General features: G+C 35.1%; 14 protein-coding genes. All 14 read left to right on the top strand.

All coding sequences use genetic code 11. The features are described 5' to 3' along the window. Window positions 1-5: 5 nt before the first annotated feature. The 14 genes from HMPREF9456_RS15190 to HMPREF9456_RS15130 all read left to right on the top strand — a co-directional run bounded on the left by HMPREF9456_RS15190 (window position 6) and on the right by HMPREF9456_RS15130 (window position 19,419). Window positions 6-4,319, top strand: coding sequence for a type I polyketide synthase (locus HMPREF9456_RS15190; RefSeq protein ID WP_006844447.1), 4,314 nt, complete (start codon window positions 6-8; stop codon window positions 4,317-4,319). Beyond that, window positions 4,307-4,612 (top strand): phosphopantetheine-binding protein, encoded by a 306-nt coding sequence (locus HMPREF9456_RS15185; RefSeq protein WP_006844446.1) that lies wholly within the window; start codon window positions 4,307-4,309, stop codon window positions 4,610-4,612. Before HMPREF9456_RS15190 ends, HMPREF9456_RS15185 begins: the two co-directional genes overlap by 13 nt. Next, complete coding sequence (locus HMPREF9456_RS15180; RefSeq protein ID WP_006844445.1) at window positions 4,590-5,348, top strand: alpha/beta fold hydrolase; 759 nt, start codon at window positions 4,590-4,592, stop codon at window positions 5,346-5,348. The genes HMPREF9456_RS15185 and HMPREF9456_RS15180 overlap by 23 nt, the downstream gene beginning before the upstream one ends. Next, window positions 5,345-6,544 carry a glycosyltransferase gene (locus tag HMPREF9456_RS15175; protein WP_006844444.1) on the top strand — a complete coding sequence of 400 codons (1,200 nt, stop codon included), beginning with the start codon at window positions 5,345-5,347 and terminating at the stop codon, window positions 6,542-6,544. The genes HMPREF9456_RS15180 and HMPREF9456_RS15175 overlap by 4 nt, the downstream gene beginning before the upstream one ends. Before the next feature lie 17 nt (window positions 6,545-6,561). Continuing rightward, window positions 6,562-7,752, top strand: a complete 1,191-nt coding sequence (locus HMPREF9456_RS15170; RefSeq protein ID WP_006844443.1) for a glycosyltransferase — start codon at window positions 6,562-6,564, stop codon at window positions 7,750-7,752. 112 nt (window positions 7,753-7,864) lie between these two features. Then, on the top strand, window positions 7,865-9,364 hold the full coding sequence (locus HMPREF9456_RS15165; protein WP_018075050.1) for an ArnT family glycosyltransferase: 1,500 nt from the start codon (window positions 7,865-7,867) through the stop codon (window positions 9,362-9,364). Beyond that, complete coding sequence (locus tag HMPREF9456_RS15160; RefSeq protein WP_006844441.1) at window positions 9,361-10,233, top strand: 3-hydroxyacyl-CoA dehydrogenase; 873 nt, start codon at window positions 9,361-9,363, stop codon at window positions 10,231-10,233. Before HMPREF9456_RS15165 ends, HMPREF9456_RS15160 begins: the two co-directional genes overlap by 4 nt. Window positions 10,234-10,363: 130 nt before the next feature. Then, window positions 10,364-10,696, top strand: a complete 333-nt coding sequence (locus tag HMPREF9456_RS17520) for a hypothetical protein (protein ID WP_157382308.1) — start codon at window positions 10,364-10,366, stop codon at window positions 10,694-10,696. Window positions 10,697-10,893: 197 nt separating this feature from the next. Further along, the gene (locus tag HMPREF9456_RS15155; protein WP_006844440.1) at window positions 10,894-11,580 is read left to right on the top strand and encodes a response regulator transcription factor; all 687 of its coding nucleotides are present in this window, start codon (window positions 10,894-10,896) and stop codon (window positions 11,578-11,580) included. Further along, window positions 11,577-12,923, top strand: a complete 1,347-nt coding sequence (locus HMPREF9456_RS15150) for a sensor histidine kinase (RefSeq protein WP_006844439.1) — start codon at window positions 11,577-11,579, stop codon at window positions 12,921-12,923. Before HMPREF9456_RS15155 ends, HMPREF9456_RS15150 begins: the two co-directional genes overlap by 4 nt. A 74-nt stretch (window positions 12,924-12,997) precedes the next feature. Then, window positions 12,998-14,296 (top strand): TolC family protein, encoded by a 1,299-nt coding sequence (locus tag HMPREF9456_RS15145; protein WP_006844438.1) that lies wholly within the window; start codon window positions 12,998-13,000, stop codon window positions 14,294-14,296. Continuing rightward, window positions 14,293-15,384: an efflux RND transporter periplasmic adaptor subunit gene (locus HMPREF9456_RS15140; RefSeq protein ID WP_006844437.1), complete on the top strand. Its 1,092-nt coding sequence runs from the start codon at window positions 14,293-14,295 to the stop codon at window positions 15,382-15,384. Before HMPREF9456_RS15145 ends, HMPREF9456_RS15140 begins: the two co-directional genes overlap by 4 nt. A gap of 2 nt (window positions 15,385-15,386) precedes the next feature. Further along, window positions 15,387-18,485, top strand: a complete 3,099-nt coding sequence (locus HMPREF9456_RS15135; RefSeq protein ID WP_006844436.1) for an efflux RND transporter permease subunit — start codon at window positions 15,387-15,389, stop codon at window positions 18,483-18,485. A gap of 109 nt (window positions 18,486-18,594) precedes the next feature. Next, window positions 18,595-19,419, top strand: a complete 825-nt coding sequence (locus HMPREF9456_RS15130; RefSeq protein WP_006844435.1) for a helix-turn-helix domain-containing protein — start codon at window positions 18,595-18,597, stop codon at window positions 19,417-19,419. Window positions 19,420-19,436: the final 17 nt, after the last annotated feature.

Genomic DNA, 19,436 nt, shown 5'->3' with positions numbered 1-19,436 from the left:
CAGAAGTGGAAAACAAGAAAGATATAGCAATAGTAGGGATGTCTTGTATTGCTCCTGAAGCAAGTAATTACACTGAGTATTGGAATAATCTTATCAATGGGGTGGACTGTATTAAGGATGTTCCTGCTGATAGATTAGATCCTAGATATTTTGATGACACAAAGACTCCGGCTGTAGATCGCTTCTACTGCAAACGTGGTGGCTTTATTCCTGATATATTATTTGACCCTATCCAATTTTCTATCCTACCACTGGCTGTAGAAGGAATGGATACGGCACATCTCTTAGCATTAAAATGTGTTTATGAAGCATTGGAAGATGCATCGGTCTTTGAAAAAAATATATCCTTAAAGAAATGCGCATTGGTAATAGGAAAAGGAGCGTATGTGGGATCTGCTATATGGCGAGCGATGGATATTGTTCATGTCAGTCATCAAATAACAGAAGTGGTAAAAAAAGCATTGCCCGATTTATCTGATGAAGAACTCGACAAAATAAAAGAACAGTATCAAGCGTCACGAGGGCGTTATCAAGCGGATTCTATGCCCGGGCTTATACCCAATCTTATAGCATCTCTTATTTCTAATAAATTAGATATGCAAGGGCCTTCATATGTAGTTGATGCAGCTTGCGCTAGCTCTTTGATTGCATTGGATCATTGTGTAAAGGAACTGGAAAGTGGAAGATGTGATATTGCAGTTGCAGGCGGAGTTCATGTTGGTCATAATGCTCCGTTTTGGAGTATTTTCTCACAACTTGGAGCTCTATCTCATAAACAACGTATCTGTCCATTCAGCGAAAATGCGGATGGTCTACTGATTGGTGAAGGTAGCGGTTTCGTTGTTCTAAAAACGCTGGATAAGGCTATTGCAGATAAAGATCGTATTTACGCAGTCATCAAAGGAGTAGGCGTGAGTAGCGATGGATCAGGAGTTGCCGTTATGGCTCCTTCTGTAAAGGGGCAGAAACTTGCCATAGAAACAGCCTGGGCTGGTAGAGATTTAGACAAATCTAAGATTGGTTATTTAGAAGCACATGGCACAGCTACAACTATCGGAGATAAGATAGAGTTACAAACTCTATCAGAAGTATTCCCAAAAGAAGAATGTGATAAGAATGTACTAATCGGCTCTGTAAAATCTAATATTGGGCATGCTATGCCTGCCGCAGGTATTCTCGGTCTGATTAAAACAGTTCTAGCACTGTATACTAGAAAAATTCCTCCAACATTACATTGCGAACAGCCATTGAGGGGTATAGAAAATAGCCGTTTCAGACCTGTACAGCAACTACAGGATTGGGATGAAAATAAGTACCCATTAATTGCTGGGGTAAATGCTTTTGGTTTTGGAGGAATAAATGCACATGTCATCTTAGAAGCATACGGAGAAAAACAATCTTTAAATACTAGTATAGAAGATAGTCCATTTCAGGATAAGGTAATAGCAATAAGTGCACGTTCCAAAGATGCCTTGATAAAGACTTTACGTAATGGACAAACAGCATCTATTAATAAGGATGGAGATTACCGTCTGGTTCTATTCAACCCAACGCCTGATAGGATAGAAAAAGCTATAAAGTTTATTGAAAAAGATTTAATATGGAAAGGACGTCAAGATATTTGGTTTACAAATAAACCACTTATAAAGAATGGAGGAAAGATTGCATTTATGTATCCGGGTTATGATCCCGGAGTGAATCCTGAAATCGAGAGCTTGATCAACTATTTTAAATTTTCTTTACCGGAAGAGGAATACAGATCAGCAGAAAGTGAAATTATAGACAATGTCTTAAGATTGTATCGTATCAGCAAAGCAATGGACATGTCGTTGAAGACATTAAATATAAAATCAGATATGAACGTCGGACACAGTTTAGGTGAATGGTTCGGCGTGGAAGCATCAGGTATGGTATCAGGTAAATCAATCAAAAAACTTATCAACTGCTTAGATGCGAGTCAATATAAAATAGATGGCGTTTTCTTTATTGCTGTCAGTGTAGGGCGGGAGAGGGTTAAGAAGTATCTAGACTCAATACCTAATCTTTACTTGTCTAATGATAATTGTCCGAATCAAGTATTATTATGCGCTACCGAAGATGCTCTTAAGAAGTTGTCCGAATCTCTTAGGCAGGAAGATATTTTCTTTCAGGTTTTACCATATCAATCTGGATTTCATACTCCTTTCATAAAAGATAGGCTTCACCTGCTTGAGGATTCGTTCCAACATCTTGAATTTATTGATCCGAGTGTACCTATGTGGTCTAGTAATACATTGGAGCCTTATCCAACCGAAGCTCATGATATTAAAGCATTATCAGTCAAGCATCTTATAGAAACTGTGAGATTTAGAGAGCTTATAGAAAAGCTATATGATAAAGAAAATGTGCGGGTATTTATTCAGGTTGGAGGAGGGAGTCTTGTCGGATTTGTAGATGATATATTGGCAAACAAACCCTATAGCTCTATATCTGAGGTGAGTACACAAAGAACAACATTAGAACAATTGAGACGCGTGATGGCATTGCTTTATATAGAAGGTCGGGATGTAGATATGTCTTTTCTTAATGTAGAGAAACTGAATAAGAAAAAAGGAATGAATCTACAGATGCTCATGGACTTTCAATCAGACTTTCCTCTTTTAAGTAGTCATATGAAAAGTAGTGTGCAAAAAAAGACTTCTGTTGATATTGACTCATTGACAATGGAGACTTCTCATCCGATAATGGCAGCCCTGAATGAGAATATGAAAGAGATATCACAAATGCAGATGGAGCTAGCCGGACTATTGAAAGAAAGAAATACCATTTCGTCCCTTATCGAAAAAGATTTAAAACCTACCGTTATAAAAAATGGGTCTAAGATAGGAACGTCATTTGAAGAAGATTTATACGTATCATTAGATACACACCCTACACTAATAGGGCACTCATTAGTTAAGCAACCGGCAAATTGGGACTATGTGGAAGACTTAAATCCTGTAATTCCAATGACTATGACCTTTGAGTTGATTGCTGAAGCTGCACATAGACAGGATTTGTCAAAAAAGATTGTAAGAATTGGACCTATCAGTGTTTATCAGTGGATGGAAGTTCATACACCCTTTGAACAGAAAATAAATGGTGTGTGGAAGTCCGAAGAGTTACTTTCTTTAAACATCAAGAATTATGCATCGGGGGAGGTTACATTAAGAAACTCATTTTCTAAGCCTGATTCATATTATGAAGATTATATTGATCTGGGAGAAGATATCAGACCATTACCTACACCAGAGCAAATCTATGAAAAGTATATGTTTCATGGGATTGAATATCAGGGAATAGAAAAGGTTACAAATGTCACAGAAAAAGGTATAAGATCTTATATAAGAAAAAAGGCAGGCAAAGGCTCTCTTCTCGATAATATGGGACAAACTTATGGTTTGTATTTACATCTTATTCTAGACATAAACTATATAACCTTTCCAGTAAAAGTTCAGGAAATTACTTTTTATCAAGATATGCATGATCAAGAAGGATTATTTGAATGCATCTGTTTGAGTAAAACTATTGATAAAGACTTTACGACAGCAGAAATGGTGCTAAAAATAGATGGTAAAGTGTGGTGTATTGTTAAAGGTTGGCAAAACAGACGATTTGAGTTTGACAATTTGTTATGGGAAATGACTTTGAATCCCGGAAAAAATTTTATAGCTGAACAAATCGTCCCCGGAGTATTCTTATCAGAAAGTATATATAATAAGACAGGTGTTTTGGAATTTCTTAGAAAAAGATACCTGAATCAGCCCGAAAAGAAACGACAAGCTTCTCTGCCTCTAAATAAGCGGAAAGATTATCTTACTAGCAGGATTGCACTTAAAGATAGTTTAAGGTGGTATGTTCAGAGTAAGTGTGATAAATTAACATATCCCATTGAATACTTTATAAAATATGATGATCATGGCAAACCTGATGTGTATGGTCTAGAAGAAACAAAAGGATTAGAGATTTCTTTAGCCCACAAAAACGGAGCCAGTGTGAGTATTGTTTCCGAAAAACCTGTTGGTATCGACATTGAAACAATAGAGGAACGAACAAAAGACTTTTTAGAAATTTCATTCACTCCTTACGAACTCGAATTGATCAAGGACAAGGATATCGCAGAATGGAGCACTCGTTTTTGGGTAGCAAAAGAAGCGTATGGAAAAATGTTAGGTGTTGGACTTCAAGGAAACCCTAAACGATATGAAGTAAAAAGAATAAATGAAGACATTCTTTTTATTGAAGATTGTGAAATAAGGATATTTAAATATAAAAACTACATAATAGGATGGACACAATAATGCTAAAAGATGAAAAAGACCAGGTGTTTAATATTCTGCATCAGTTTATTTCAGATATAATAGGTGCAGATATAGCAGAAGAACTTGATATAACTCAAAATAGTAATTTCACAAAAGATCTGGAGATGGATAGTATTGAACTAGTAGCTTTTGCTGAAAAAGTTAGAGTGAAATACGGGACGGATATAGACTTTACAAAATGGTTGTCAGCAATGGATCTTGATCAGATTGTAAAGTTGAATATAAAAGATATTGTAAATTTTATTGTTGATGGCAATCATTCAGATAAATAACAAAAAAATTCATTTATTGGAAATGAACTCTGAAGCATCCCAGACTATTGTAATGATTCATGGTATGTTTACCAACATGTCTGTATTTTACTTTAACATAGCACCCGAACTGGCTAAGCACTTTCATATTGTATTATATGATTTGCAAAGCCACGGTATGAGTGAACGTGTTGACTGTGGATATAATCTTGAGGCGATGTCTGATGACTTGATAGCTCTACTTGATTTTCTGAATTTAAAGAAAGTACACTTGGCTGGATACAGCTATGGTGGTCTTATAGCCTTAAAAACGGTAATGCTTTATCCTGATAGGGTGGAAAAACTAAGCCTGATAGAGTCTCCCAAGCCGGATGAAGGTGATGCTCCTGAAGTACTCCAGAAATATGGAAATAAATTTATAGATCAGTATTTGAATAACTATGCTGAGTCTACATCTTTACAGCCCGGAAAAAGGCAGATTGAAAAGAATAGAAAACTCTATGAATACTTATTCAACCATACTTCAATTAAGGAAGATTTTGATATAGATAATAATTTGTTTGATATATTATCGAACAATCCTATTAAAGTACCAACCTTATTATTATATGGTTCTGATTCGGATTGTTTATTAGCCGGAAATCTATTGAAAGAGATCATTCCAAATTCATATTTACTGGAAGGACGTGGAGACCATAACTTGCCTATCCAGAAACCACAATGGATTATTGAGAAACTATTAGAATTTATGAAATGAAAGGCAGATTTTTATTTATTGTTCCGCCACTTACAGGTCACGTTAATCCTACTTTAGGGTTGGGGGCTGAATTGCTTAAAAACAAGCATGAAGTGGCATGGATAAGTATTGACCCTCAATTAGAAAAAAGAATACCCAACGGAGGCACATTTCTTTTACTCGACACTGATATAAACAAACACGAGAAAGAGCGGATAAAAAATGAAATTCTGGAACTAGGAAAGAAAGCTGTTTATGGACTTGATAGTTTAAAATTCTTGTATGATGACGTATTAACACCCATGAATATGGGTATGCTTGATGGTATAAAAAAACTTATTGATGCTTATAAACCTAATATCATTATTAATGATCATCAGATATTTGCAGCAGCAGTAGCAGCAATACAAAAGAATATACCTTATGTAACATCTGTAACTGCTCCGGCGGCAATAAAGGTAAACGAAGCTTTACCGATGATTCATGTATGGGAAGGAGACCAGATTATAAAGTTTCAAAAGAGTGTAGGTCTTGATAGTGATAAGCGTTTAGATTGCTCCAAATTACTTACAATTGTATATACGTCTAAGAAACTATTTGGAGAATCTGACTTAGATAATTATTACCAGTTTATAGGTCCAGTAATCAATAGAGGAGATTTTACCGATGATTTTGATTGGTGTAAACTTCAATCAATGAACAATCGTCCCAAAATACTAGTCACAATAGGAACAACATTTGATCACAGCCTCAAACAACAGTTTCTAAGGAAAGTGACAGAAGCTTTCGAAAATGAAATGATGGGAGTTGTAATTATTTCTGATCCTGAATTGTTTGATTATATCCCTGATAATTTCATTGTTTGCAAACAGATTCCACAACTAAAACTTATTCCTCTAATGGATGCAGTCGTATGTCACGGAGGACACAATACTGTTTGTGAAGCGTTGTCATATGCCAAGCCTCTGGTTGTTTTACCTGTTGCCTATGACCAATCCTATGTTGCAAGCACAGTTGTAGATAGCGGATCAGGAATACGATTAAACTTCAATAGATTTAAGGCACAGCAATTGAAAGATGCTGTAAACAAAGTTCTCTATGATAAGAAATATTCAGAGAATGCGCAAACAGTCCAAAAATCATTCGAAGAAGCCGGAGGCGTCACTAAGGCTGTAAAGTTATTAGAAAACATACTTACAAAACAAATTGGTCTATGACCTCAAAACAGAATTAAATGTCAAAATTTTTATTTGTAATTCCTCCTTTCTGGGGGCATATAAATCCAACATTAAGTATAGGCGGCACTCTCTTAGAAAGAGGTCATGATGTTGCTTGGGCTGGTATGACTACACTTAATATGAAACTCTTTCCGTCTGGAGCTAAGTACTTCTATATGGAAAAGACAGAGAGTAAAAATAAAAAGGAGATAGAACAAATAATCTTGCTGCAAAATAAAGGAGCAAATATGCCGGCACTTGAAGCTCTTAAATTAGGGCTGGAAGATACCTATATTCCTTTTGCTAAAATGATGATAGACGAGTTTAATGAGATCGTAGAGCAATATAAACCCGATGTCATAGTAAATGATTGTATTACTTTTGTTGGTGGGCTATCCGCTCGATTAAAGAATATTTCATTTGCCACTATAACGCCTATTACACCGAATGCTTTAAATGACCCTCAAAGTGCACCTAAAGTTACGGAATGGGTACACAAATCAGTTATCGATTTACAACGTTTTGTTGGTATAGATGGAGATGAAGAGTTTGTTCAATCCCAATTATTAAATATGTACTATACCTCACAGTTATTTTGTGGGTTAGATGATTCATCTGTACCTCCTTATATGAAGTTTATAGGAGCATTGACAGGAAGGCCGGATAATACTCCATTCGATTGGAAAAAGCTTGAGGCAATGGGAGATCGTCCTAAGATATACATTTCGATAGGAACAGTATTGGTACAAAGTCGGAAAGATTTCTTTAGCCGCATGATTGAAGCGTTAAAAGATAAGCCTGTTACTGTTATAGCGGCTGCAGATCCTAACATATTGGATGAATGGCCTGATAACTTTATAGTGCAAGGATATGTGCCTCAATCGGAATTATTAAAACATATAGATGTTGTAATCGGACATGGAGGGTTAAATACAACTTGCGATACTTTTATGAATGGTATACCTATGCTCATTATTCCAATGGCCTTCGATCAATCGCATACAGCACAACTTATTCAAAACTACGGCTGTGGTATTCGCATTAAATATAGTCGTATGCGCGTTAAAGATATCGAACATGCAGTAGATGAGCTATTATACAATCCTACATATAAAAAAGCGGCTAAAGAGATTCAACAATCTTTTATAGATGCGGGAGGTAATAATAGAGCTGCCGAATTGTTGGAAGAAATTATAGCAGTAAAATAGTAACTAAAAAGAATATTTTTTGAGCATGAGCTTTTTTAACCATCTGACCGAAAATAAAATAATAATACTTCTCGGTTGTTATGTTTTTTTTCTTTTAATCATCTGTTCTCATATGTCTCCTTTGTATTATTCAAATGAATGGGCAGATGTAAATATTTACTTCAATGTAGCAAAAGCCATATTTAATGGCAGAACCCTTTATACTGAAACTTTTGATCATAAAGGACCTCTCATCTTCTTTATATATGGTCTGGGATATCTTATATCAAATAATTCCTTCTTTGGTATGTTTCTGATTCAATGGATTGCATGGTTTACAATGGTTTATTATATCTATAAGCTATCTAAATTATATTTGGATAATACTTTTGCATATATAGTAGCTATTATTTTCCCTGTCTTTATACTGAAAATGATGAAAGCGGGAGGATCGGCTGAGGAGTTTATTCTTGTATTCGAGTGTATTAGTTTATATTACTTTGTCAGATACTTTAAAGAAAAAAGTGTACCTGTCCATAAGCCGTCAGTAATGTTTATACATGGAATTATGTGTTCTATGGTACTCTTCATAAAACTCAATTTATTAGTTTTTTGGTTCTTCCCTTTAGCTGCTATATTTTTAAATCTTTTGCGGAAGAGAGCGTTCAAAAGTTTTGCAGTAAATATGGTTGCGTATATTGCTGGACTTTTGGTTATTGCAATTCCTATTCTTTTGTACCTCTATATAAATAATGCACTCCATGAGGCATATTCAGTTTATATTGAATTGAATAGAAAATATGCTGAATTACAATCGATAAGTAGTTCTATACAATTAGTACTACTTCGCATCGTATACCTGTTTATGGATCCTTTTGCACTGTTCTTTATGACACTTATCGGAGTCTTTTATTTTCCCGTAAAACATATTAAGAATACTTTAGGTAAATATGCTTTACTATTATCCGGCGTTGCTCTTTATATTATTATATTTATGTCTCCGGTTTTTCAAATGTATTATCCCATTGTATTCCTTATATTTAGCTTATTGGGTGTATTAAGTTTGTTTATATACATATCCGGATTTATTACGATAGTAAAATATATTACACCTGCTTTTTTAATTATCATTACAAGTTCTATGATATATATAGGCTATAGTCAGACTGATTTGGGTAATAGTAAGATCGCTGGGACTACAGTTTCACTGAAACCCGGATTACTTACGCAGAAAATTCATGATGAGATAATTAAGGAACAAAATCCGACACTCCTAAATGTTGGTTTTGGTCTGGGTAATAGCCTATTCACAACATGTAAAATCGTTCCTAATATTCGTTATTTTGTTTCACCGAATCTAACATACGAATCATATCCTCAAATGCGTGATGAACAGACAAAATATATTGAAAATAAAGAAATTAAGTTTATAGTTATGCCCTTGCCTCTATTGAATATAGATGGAAGCACAAAATTGCAAAAGAGGCGGAAAATAGGGAATCAAGAATATTTTTTAAATCTGCCTGCATTCAAAGAAAATTACACTCTAATTTTAACAGATACGATTATCAATACAATAGACGAAAAGAATATAGAGATACTTCAACTATACAAACTAAAACAAAGAAGATGAATAAAATATCCAATATAACTATTCTTGGGGGAGGTAACATGGGCTCTCAAATAGCATTTCAGACTGCTTTTAAAGGGTTCAATGTCACAATATATGACATCAATGTTGATTTATACAGTCAAGTCATCGAGAATCTTGAGCTATTAAAGAACATCTATCTGAGAGAGGCTCATGCTACCGAAGATGAAATGGATGCCACTTTTAATAATATATCGTATTCATTTAATCTGCCTGAAGCTGTTCAAGATGCTGATATTACAATAGAAGCTATACCCGAGAATATGGAAATAAAACAAAAATTATACGCTGAGTTGGGCAGAGTTGCTCCTGCAAAGACAATTTTCACCACCAATTCGTCAACAATGCTACCCAGCGATTTGATGGGTTTTACAGGGCGTCCTCATAAATTTTTAGCATTACATTTTTCCAATTTATTATTTCACTGCAATATTGCTGAAATTATGAAATCTTCAGAGACTGATGCTGATTCGTATAATACTGTTATAGAATTTGCAGAAGCTATTGGAATGATTCCTATCCTTGTAAAACAAGAGCAACGTGGCTATATATTAAATTCATTGTTAATGCCTTTTATGGCAGCTGCTACCGAACTCTACCTAAAAGGTGTTAGCGACATTGAAACCATAGATAAAACATGGCGCATTGCAACAGGCTCACCTGTTGGCCCTTTCGAAATATATGATATAGTTGGGATAAATACAGTATATAATATAGCTTCTAATGGAGATCTGAAAGCAAAATTATTTGCACAATATCTAAAAGAGAATTTTATAAAACAAGGGAAACTGGGTTATCTATCAGGAGAAGGATTTTATAAATATCCAAAAGAAAGAAACTCACTAAAATAAAGAAATGACTGAAGGGATAAATCCCTATCCTTGAAATAGCATATATATTGGCTGTAACAGATCAGAGTATTCTCGGACTAAATCAGATGTATACAAAGTTTGGTCTCGCCCCCCCCAAGGTGTTTTAAGCATGTTTGTGCTAACAACATGTGGATTGGGTGCAACTTTCTTATCGCTAATTATATGGATCATCTATGTGAAGGGATATAAGAAGTCGTCGGTCTTTTTCGAATCATTTGGTGTAAATCCTTTGTTTATCTATGTTTTAGCAGGCGTTATGGCTACTATTCTCGAAAGTATTCATTTAAATTACCCGGAAGTAATGATTATTAAGCACTATTTTTATACTCAGATTTTACAATCTGTTTGTGGAAATTATTTCATATCATTAATCTACGCCTTGTGTTCCATTTCTATCCTTTGGATAGTTGGTACATGTTATATGAAAAGAAAACATTCATAAAGATTTAATATGCTAAAAGAAGAGGTGGGATAGGAGAGACTATATTGTTATGAAAAAGCCCATAAAATATTCATTTTATGGACTTCTTTTTATTAATATCCATATTGATCACTCTTATTTTCAAATAACTTAAGGTTAAACATACTAGAATTTTTAAACATCCTTTATATTTGTATTTAAAAGCTACCCTTTTTAATATGAAAATACTGATTGTTGAAGACGAGCAAAACATCAGTTCGTTTATTGAGCGAGGTTTAAATATAAGCGGATTTGAAACAGAGATATGTAATGATGGATTACATGCATGGGAAAAGTTACAAATCACAGATTATGATTTAATCATTATGGATATAATAATGCCTTTTATGTCAGGATTGGAGCTTTGTAAGGCTTATCGGCAAAAGTTCGGCTATATTACCCCTGTAATTCTGCTTACGGCCCTATCTACAACCGAAGATATTGTAAAAGGCCTTAATGCGGGAGCTGATGATTATATTGTCAAGCCGTTTAAGCTAGTTGAACTTGAAGCTCGTATCAATGCCTTATTAAGGCGTTCGAAAGTCAGTACGGAAATAGAAGATGACAAAATTTTACAAATTTCTAACTTAAAGTTAGATACAAATACTAAGCAGGCTATTCGTGATGGTAATATTATTTATCTCACAGCTAAAGAATATTTATTGCTCGAATATTTTATGAAAAATCCGAATAGAGTACTTTCACGTCAAACTCTATTAGAAAACGTATGGGATATAAATTTCGACACGAATACAAATATAGTAGATGTATATGTTAACTATATACGCAATAAGATTCAACCCGAAGGAATGGATAAGCTAATTCATACAGTTATCGGATTAGGATATATATTAAAAGAAAAATGAAGATAAAGACCAAACTAGCTCTTTTATATACATCTATCACCGTCGTGATCTTGATGGTTGTTTTTATTTTTGTCTATCTACTTACTTCAAAAAATATTGATAGTAATTACTATACGCTTTTACTTGACAAAGCACTTATTACGGCTCAAAAGCATTTTGAAAAAGATGAGCTGAGTCAACAAGCCTATCAAAAAGTAATTGACGCATATCAAAGATTATTACCTGAGACTTCTGAAAAGATAGTTGTAGCCAATAATAGACATGATGCTACTGTAGAGCTTCAGTCTTTCCTGAATGAAAGGCAAATAGACGAATTGTTCCGAACAGAACAATTAAAATTCGAGATTGATAAGCTAAGCGGAGTTGGTATATATTACCCGGACAATGAAGGGAATTTTGTCATTATCGTTACAGCTAAAAACATTCAAGGAGATTACCTCAAAAATCTGCTGAAGCATATACTGTTAATAGTGCTATTCGTGAGCAGTATTATTATCTTTGGTCTACTCTGGTGGAATGCAAAAATGATAACTAAGCCTTTACAGGACATGGTTTCCCGAATGCAAGAAATAACCCCCAAAGACTTACACCTTCGCCTGATAGAGAGAAAGGGAAATGATGAACTAGCTCAAGTTATCAGTTATTTCAACCAGATGATCGAACGCTTAGAAATAAGTTTCAACTCGCAGAAGACATTTATCGCTAATGCATCACACGAACTAAAAAACCCATTAACAGCTATTATGGGCGAATGTGAAGTGATGCAACTAAAAGAGTTTACTCCGGATGAATACAAAAGTTCTATCAAACGAATTGAAAACGAGATCGAGCGTTTAAATATATTAGTAAATAATCTTTTCCAATTAGCTCAAACCGATTTAGAGATTTCAGAATCAGATGTAGAGCGATTAGATGTAGTAGGAGAGCTGCAATCCGTTATTCATTATTTAGAGCAATCGAAATATAAGGGAAGGATTTCGTTCATGAAAAATGAAAGCTCCTTCTATATTCGATCGAATAGCCACTTGTTATTTGTTGCCCTACAAAATATGATTGACAATGCTTGTAAATACTCAAATGATGAGGTTAAAATTGAAACCCTCAAAAACAAATCCGGCTTTCATCTTTTAATCTCGGATAAAGGTATTGGCATACCAGCAAAAGAGAAAGATAAAATATTCGAGACATTTTACCGAGCACAAAATACTCATTCATATAAGGGAGCCGGAATAGGCTTATCTCTTGCACATAAAATATTAAAACTTTCAGGAGCTGATATTAGCATAACATCTATAGAAAATAAAGAGACAACTGTTACAATTACCTGGAATATCAATTTCTAATCCTATTCTAATCTCGGTTTAATCTCTTTCTAATTTCAAGAGTCTAGTTTTGTACCTAAAATTAGATTTTGAAGATGAGAAAGTTACTATTATCAATTCTGCCCTGTCTTATATTTACATTTTTCGGATTACCGGTCTTTGCTCAAGAGTTTCAAGTACTAAAGTATACTCCTGTGGAAATTGAGGCTTTGTTCCTAAAACAAAACCTACAGTTGTTAGCCGAAAAAATGAACATCACTCTTGCCGAAGCAGAAATTGCACAATCGAAACTATGGGATAATCCACAACTATCTATTGGTTCGATGAATTTATGGAGCACCGCCAAACAAAGAGAAGAACTTGGAGCTGAAACCTTTCCCCGAAACACACAATTTAGTATAGAACTGAGTCAACTAATTTTAACTGCCAATAAGCGTAGCAAGCTTGTCAACAGCCAAAAAGTTTCAAGAGAAATTGCTATTTTAAATTTTGAGGATGTACTGAGAGGTTTGAAAGCAGAGTTTCGAAAATTAATTTACGAAACAGAATACCTGCAATCATACGAAGATGTCTTATCAGTTCAACGAGAGTCTCTTGAGCTACTTATTTCTGCCTATAAAAGACAAGCTGCACTAAATAATATTGCAAAAAATGAATTACTTAGGCTTCAATCAGGCTTAATAGAACTTAAAAATGAAATAAATGAGACAGAAGTAGCTTTGAATGAACAACAAAAAAGTTTGAAATCCTTACTTAATATCTCACCTTTCTATATCATAACAATAGAAAACACAAACTTCAATTATATTGATCCTAATCAGGTCTCACTCGTGTCTTTATTAGAAAAAGCGCACGAGTTACGTCCTGATATAAAGCGTGAACAACAGCAAACTCTGTTTTACGAAAAATCCTTGATCTACGAAAAATCACAACGAATTCCGGATATAACACTAAGTGCCTCTTATGATAGATATGGAGGCGTATGGAAAGACTTTATCGGATTTGGTGTCAGTTTCGATTTGCCCTTTTTGAATAGGAATCAGGGGAATATTAAAGCTGCTAAAATAAATATTGAGCAAAACAAACTTATTGCTTTGCAGCTACAAAATATTGCTGAACATGAAATAACTGAGGCTTTCTACAATTATAGTCGCACGTACAAATTTTATGAAGAAATAGAGAATAATGATTTGTTAACAGAGTTGGATGAGATGCTTGGTATATATACAAAAAATTTCCTAAATAGAAATATCAGTATGCTCGAATACCTCGACTTTATGGAATCGTATAAAAGCAATAAACAAATAGTTCTCTTATCTCGCAAAAACATGTACAACTCATTCGTAGAGTTTCAATATGCAGTTGGCACTGAAATAAATAAGCAACCATTATGATAACAAAGAAAATTCCATTATTTACATTAACTATTCTTTTTTTATCGCTTGTTTCCTGTACGGGGAATGGAGAAGGTAATTCAGATAAACAAGCAGAAATTGTTCCTGCTTTCTATTCGTCAGTGAAGACTGTAAAGGCAGCATACGAGACAAGGATAGAAATGCTCACTCTTACAGGACAGGTAGAATATGATTCGGATAAAGTAATCAATTATTATCCTCTAACTGAAGGAGTAGCTGGCAGGGTTTATTTTTCTCTCGGAGATAAAGTTGAAAAAGGACAAGCGCTGTTAGATATTCATAGTAAAGATTTATCTGAGCTGCAGAGTGAGCAAAGCTCTCTACAGGCTGAAATACGTATCATAGAGCGTGAACTTAAATCTGCCAGGGAGATGTTTAAAGACAAGATGCTTTCGGAAAAAGAGTTGTTGGAAATAGAAGCTAAACTAAAGCAATCACAGACTTCCTTATCAAAAGTAAAAAATGATATGCAACTATTCGGCTCAGACAAAGGAAATGGTGTCTTTTCGATAAAGGCTCCCATGTCCGGATATATTGTAGCCAAAAATGTAACATCAGGAAGTACATTATCTTCCGACAACGGCTCTCTTTTTACGATTGCCGATCTATCTACAGTGTGGGTAGTTGTTAATGTATATGCCGGTAACCTACAGCTGGTTAAGGAGGGAATGGATGTGAATTTTACAACATTATCTTATCCTAATGAAACATTCGAAGGTAAGATCAACTTGATGTCACAAGTTTTTGACCCTGAAGATAAAGTATTAAAGGCAAGAATTATTATATCGAATAAAGACCTGAAGTTGAAACCCGGAATGTCTACTATTGTTTATCTGAAAAATGAAGTCGGAGAGAAAAATATAGCTATCCCATCTGATGCATTAATATTCGATAAAGACCACTATTTTGTTATAATAAAAAATACCGATGGTGATTTTCAAATAAGAGAGGTCTTTTTAAAAGGGCATAGCGGACAAACAACTTATATTAAGTCCGGATTGTCTGAAGGGGAGGAAGTTGTGATCTCAAACCATTTACTAATCTATTCGGGCCTTAACAATAAATAATTATGCACAAATTTGTTGAGAATATCATTGCATTTGCACTACGCAACCACATATTAGTGCTTTTTCTAACATGTATACTGGCAATAGCGGGAGTTATCTGCTTCCAAAACACTCCTATAGAAGCATATCCTGATGTTACTAACACACGCGTAAAATTAATTGCTCAATGGCCGGGGCGAAGTGCCGAAGAAGTTGAAAAATTTGTCACTTTACCTATTATGCAGCAACTAAATACCATTCCTCGTAAAACGGATGTGCGTTCGACTTCCCTTTTTGGCTTGTCGGTAATTACTGTTTTATTCGAAGATGGAGTTGATGATTTCTTTGCCCAGCAATATGCCTCCAACAGGATGCAAGATCTTGATCTCCCAGAGGGGGTCGAATTATCTATTGAGCCGCCTTCGGGTGCTACAGGTGAAATTTTTCGTTATATTCTCAAGAGTGATTTGCCTGTACGCGAGGTAGCTGCTATCAACTCTTGGGTCGTAGAGCGTGAATTATTGTCTGTGCCGGGAGTCGCAACAATAGCCAGCTTTGGTGGAGAAGAAAAAATTCTAGAGGTGAAAGTAAATCCTGCTGAGCTTGCAAACTATAACCTTTCCCCTTTGGATGTATATGAAGCCGTTGAGCGAAGTAATATCAATGTTGGTGGCGATGTTATACAAAAAGGAAGCCAAGCATTTGTTGTTAGGGGGATAGGCTTACTTGAAAGTGTAGAAGATATTGAGAATATACTCATTGAAGTAAAAGGAAGCTCACCCATACGTGTAAAGCAGGTTGCCGAAGTGGGTATATCCTCTAAACCACGTTTAGGGCAAGTCGGTCTAAATGACGACGAAGATGTGGTACAAGGTATTGTAATTATGTTGCGAGGACAAAATCCAAGTGAGGTGATTATCCATCTGAAAGAAAAAATAGCAGAGCTCAACGAGCGTATTCTACCGGATAACGTTAAGATAGAGCCTTTTCTTGACCGTACTAACCTTGTGAATGCAACCGTGCATACTGTTCTTCGTAACCTCCTCGAAGGTATTTTGTTAGTATCTCTTGTGGTCTTCATATTTCTTTTCAACTGGCGTACATCACTCATTGTGGCATCTGTCATCCCATTATCATTCTTGTTTGCTATTATTATGCTACGCATACAAGGTTTACCTGCAAATCTCATATCGATGGGGGCTCTAGATTTCGGGCTGTTACTGGAAGGAACACTGGTTATTGTAGAAAGCGTGTATGTAGCAATGGAAAAGCGATCGCATGATCTTGGCAGCCGTTTTAATCCGATGTTGAAAGGTGGATTGATCCGCAAAAGTGCTGGAAGTGTAGCTTCATACATCTTTTTTGCACAGATAATATTGGTAGTTGCATTATTCCCTATATTTTCGTTTCAGAAGGTTGAAGGGAAGATGTTTCAACCTTTGGCTTTTACCCTAGGCTATGCGCTATTAGGCTCACTAATTTTATCTTTAACCTATGTGCCGGTTATGTGTAAACTGTTGTTGACAAAATCGGTAAAAGAGAAAACAAATTTCATTAGTCGTTTCTTTACTCGAGTCTTATACAGTCTGTTTGCGTTTGCAAGTAGACATCGTATACAGACTATAGTGGTATTTTTAGTGATACTGACCGCTTGCGTTATTCGTTTTTCATTTTGGGGCACTGAATTCATTCCTCAGATGAACGAAAGTGCAATATATGTGCGTGCTACGCTACCGAATAGCATTAATTTGGACGAATCGGTACGCATAACAAAAGAAATGAAAAAGAAACTTCAAAGCTTTGAAGAAGTGGATTTTATTTTAACGCAAACGGGACGTCCAAATGATGGAACTGATGCTACCGGATTTTTTAATATAGAATTTCACACAGAACTGAAACCTGAAAAAGAGTGGAAACACAAAATAAGTAAAGGTGATCTGATAACACAAATGCAAGACTCATTAAATATCTATCCGGGTGTTGTATTAGCATTCAGTCAACCTATACAGGACAATGTAGAAGAATATGTTGCCGGTGTAAAAAGCTCTCTGGTTATAAAAATATTCGGCTCAGACCTACATCAGCTTGAAGATCTTGCTGATCAGACAGCGGCTACCATCAAAAATATACGGGGGATAGAAGATGTTAACGTATTTCATAGTATTGGGCTACCCGAACTCCGAATAAAATTAGAAGAATCTCATATGGCTCGCTATGCTGTATCTATGAAAGATGTACAAACGGTTGTTGAAATGGCGATAGGTGGTAAGGCTGCGACATCTTTCTATGAAAACGAACGTACATTTGATGTGATGGTGCGTTTTCAAAAAGAGTTTAGAGACAATGAAGATAAAATAGGAAATATTCTTATCCCGACAATGGATGGCAAACAAGTCCCGCTGAAAGAAATAGCTAGTATTGATTTTATTACCGGACCTGCATTTATCTACCGTGAAGGTAGCAGCCGTTATGTAGGAGTTGGTTTTAGTATACGAGACAGAGATTTGGGATCAACTATAGACGAAGCTCAAAAAGCTGTTGGACAAAATATAAAGCTTAAGTCTGAAAATAAAATAGTATGGGCAGGCGAATTTGAAAGCCAACAACGCGCCACAAAACGTTTAACATTTATTATTCCTGCTGCACTTTTGATGATTATATTTCTATTATATATGAACTTCATGACAGTAAAAGACACACTGATAGCCGTAAGTGCTATGCCATTTGCATTTATCGGTGGTTTTGTATCTTTATGGTTAACAGGTACAGTCTTCGGTATATCGGCAGGCATCGGATTCATTATCTTGTTCGGTATCGTTTCTATAGATAGCATCTTGTTGGTAACACTCATGAAGAAAAAAGTACAACAAACGCATAACCTCCGCACAGCAATCAATGAAGCCGTATCTCAACGTGTACGACCTGTTCTGATGATTGCCCTAATGGGATCGATGGGGCTACTTCCGGCAGCTTTATCTACCGATATGGGGTCTGAGATCCAACGTCCGCTAGCTATAATGATTGTAGGTGGAATAATTATATGCATGATTCTTTCTTTTACAGTATTACCTCAAGTATTTTATTTTGCTTATAGAAGGGATAAAAGACTAAGAAAAGAATAGAATCGTTTAATAAAAGAAATTTGTAAAGATTGTGTAAATTTGCTGCAATAGGCAGTCTGTGATTAGACTCTTATAATTCATATAGTATTACCTGTATAAACAATCATATATGATAAAAGAATACTCTATGGCAGATGCTCTTCCTGATAATGCCTTATCAAAATCATTTTTTATAAGGCATTTCGAATCAGGAGAAAATGTAGAGATCGAATGGCCTCATAGCCACTCCTTTTTTTCTTTTGTTTGGTTTACTCATGGAAGTGGATTTTATGTGATTGATTCTGAAGAATACACAATAAGACCACAGAGAGTATTTTACGTTGCACCAAAGCAGATTCATAATTGGAGCTTCTATGATAATGTACAGGGATATATTATTTTTATAGACCAATTAGCCGGTTTAGATATGAATTTGAGCTATAGCTCTCCTTATATTGATATCGACAATGTTGATGTATCGCTTCACTTATCTATTCTTGAGGATATAAAAAAAGAACTACTTTATAAAGATGATGCATCAGAAGAAAATATAAAAGCAGGGCTACTGTACTATTCTCGCTTATTATATAGGATAGCCAAAAGGAAGCAGATAAAAACATATCAAAGTAATACACTAATAGAGCAATTTAAAGAGTTAATTTTATCCGATTATTCGAAATTAGATACAATCTCTCATTATGCAAATAAACTAAATGTACGGGAAGAGAAATTGAATGAAACATGTAAAAAGATACTTGGTATCTCATCCAAGCAATATCTACTTAATCTTAAAATAACCGAAGCTAAACGGCTATTGATATACTCAGACTACAATATAAGTGAAATCACTTATCAGATTGGATTTGAAGATTCTTCGTATTTTGCCCGAATTTTCAAGAAAAAAACAGGACTTTCTCCTAGTGCTTTTCTTAAAAAGTACCGAAAACAGCTCTAAAAGTGCTGATATATTTT

Source organism: Dysgonomonas mossii DSM 22836 (genome assembly GCF_000213575.1).
GTDB lineage: Bacteria > Bacteroidota > Bacteroidia > Bacteroidales > Dysgonomonadaceae > Dysgonomonas > Dysgonomonas mossii.
Note: the sequence above shows the minus strand (reverse complement) of the source record. Positions and strands in the feature narration are given on the sequence as shown.

What these genes read in the sequence shown, in the direction of transcription:
- HMPREF9456_RS15185 (WP_006844446.1), top strand. Translation starts at nt 4,307, where the DNA reads ATGGACACAATAATGCTAAAAGATGAAAAAGACCAGGTGTTTAATATT.
- HMPREF9456_RS15180 (WP_006844445.1), top strand. Translation starts at nt 4,590, where the DNA reads ATGGCAATCATTCAGATAAATAACAAAAAAATTCATTTATTGGAAATG.
- HMPREF9456_RS15175 (WP_006844444.1), top strand. Translation starts at nt 5,345, where the DNA reads ATGAAAGGCAGATTTTTATTTATTGTTCCGCCACTTACAGGTCACGTT.
- HMPREF9456_RS15170 (WP_006844443.1), top strand. Translation starts at nt 6,562, where the DNA reads ATGTCAAAATTTTTATTTGTAATTCCTCCTTTCTGGGGGCATATAAAT.
- HMPREF9456_RS15165 (WP_018075050.1), top strand. Translation starts at nt 7,865, where the DNA reads ATGTCTCCTTTGTATTATTCAAATGAATGGGCAGATGTAAATATTTAC.
- HMPREF9456_RS15160 (WP_006844441.1), top strand. Translation starts at nt 9,361, where the DNA reads ATGAATAAAATATCCAATATAACTATTCTTGGGGGAGGTAACATGGGC.
- HMPREF9456_RS17520 (WP_157382308.1), top strand. Translation starts at nt 10,364, where the DNA reads ATGTTTGTGCTAACAACATGTGGATTGGGTGCAACTTTCTTATCGCTA.
- HMPREF9456_RS15155 (WP_006844440.1), top strand. Translation starts at nt 10,894, where the DNA reads ATGAAAATACTGATTGTTGAAGACGAGCAAAACATCAGTTCGTTTATT.
- HMPREF9456_RS15150 (WP_006844439.1), top strand. Translation starts at nt 11,577, where the DNA reads ATGAAGATAAAGACCAAACTAGCTCTTTTATATACATCTATCACCGTC.
- HMPREF9456_RS15145 (WP_006844438.1), top strand. Translation starts at nt 12,998, where the DNA reads ATGAGAAAGTTACTATTATCAATTCTGCCCTGTCTTATATTTACATTT.
- HMPREF9456_RS15140 (WP_006844437.1), top strand. Translation starts at nt 14,293, where the DNA reads ATGATAACAAAGAAAATTCCATTATTTACATTAACTATTCTTTTTTTA.
- HMPREF9456_RS15135 (WP_006844436.1), top strand. Translation starts at nt 15,387, where the DNA reads ATGCACAAATTTGTTGAGAATATCATTGCATTTGCACTACGCAACCAC.
- HMPREF9456_RS15130 (WP_006844435.1), top strand. Translation starts at nt 18,595, where the DNA reads ATGATAAAAGAATACTCTATGGCAGATGCTCTTCCTGATAATGCCTTA.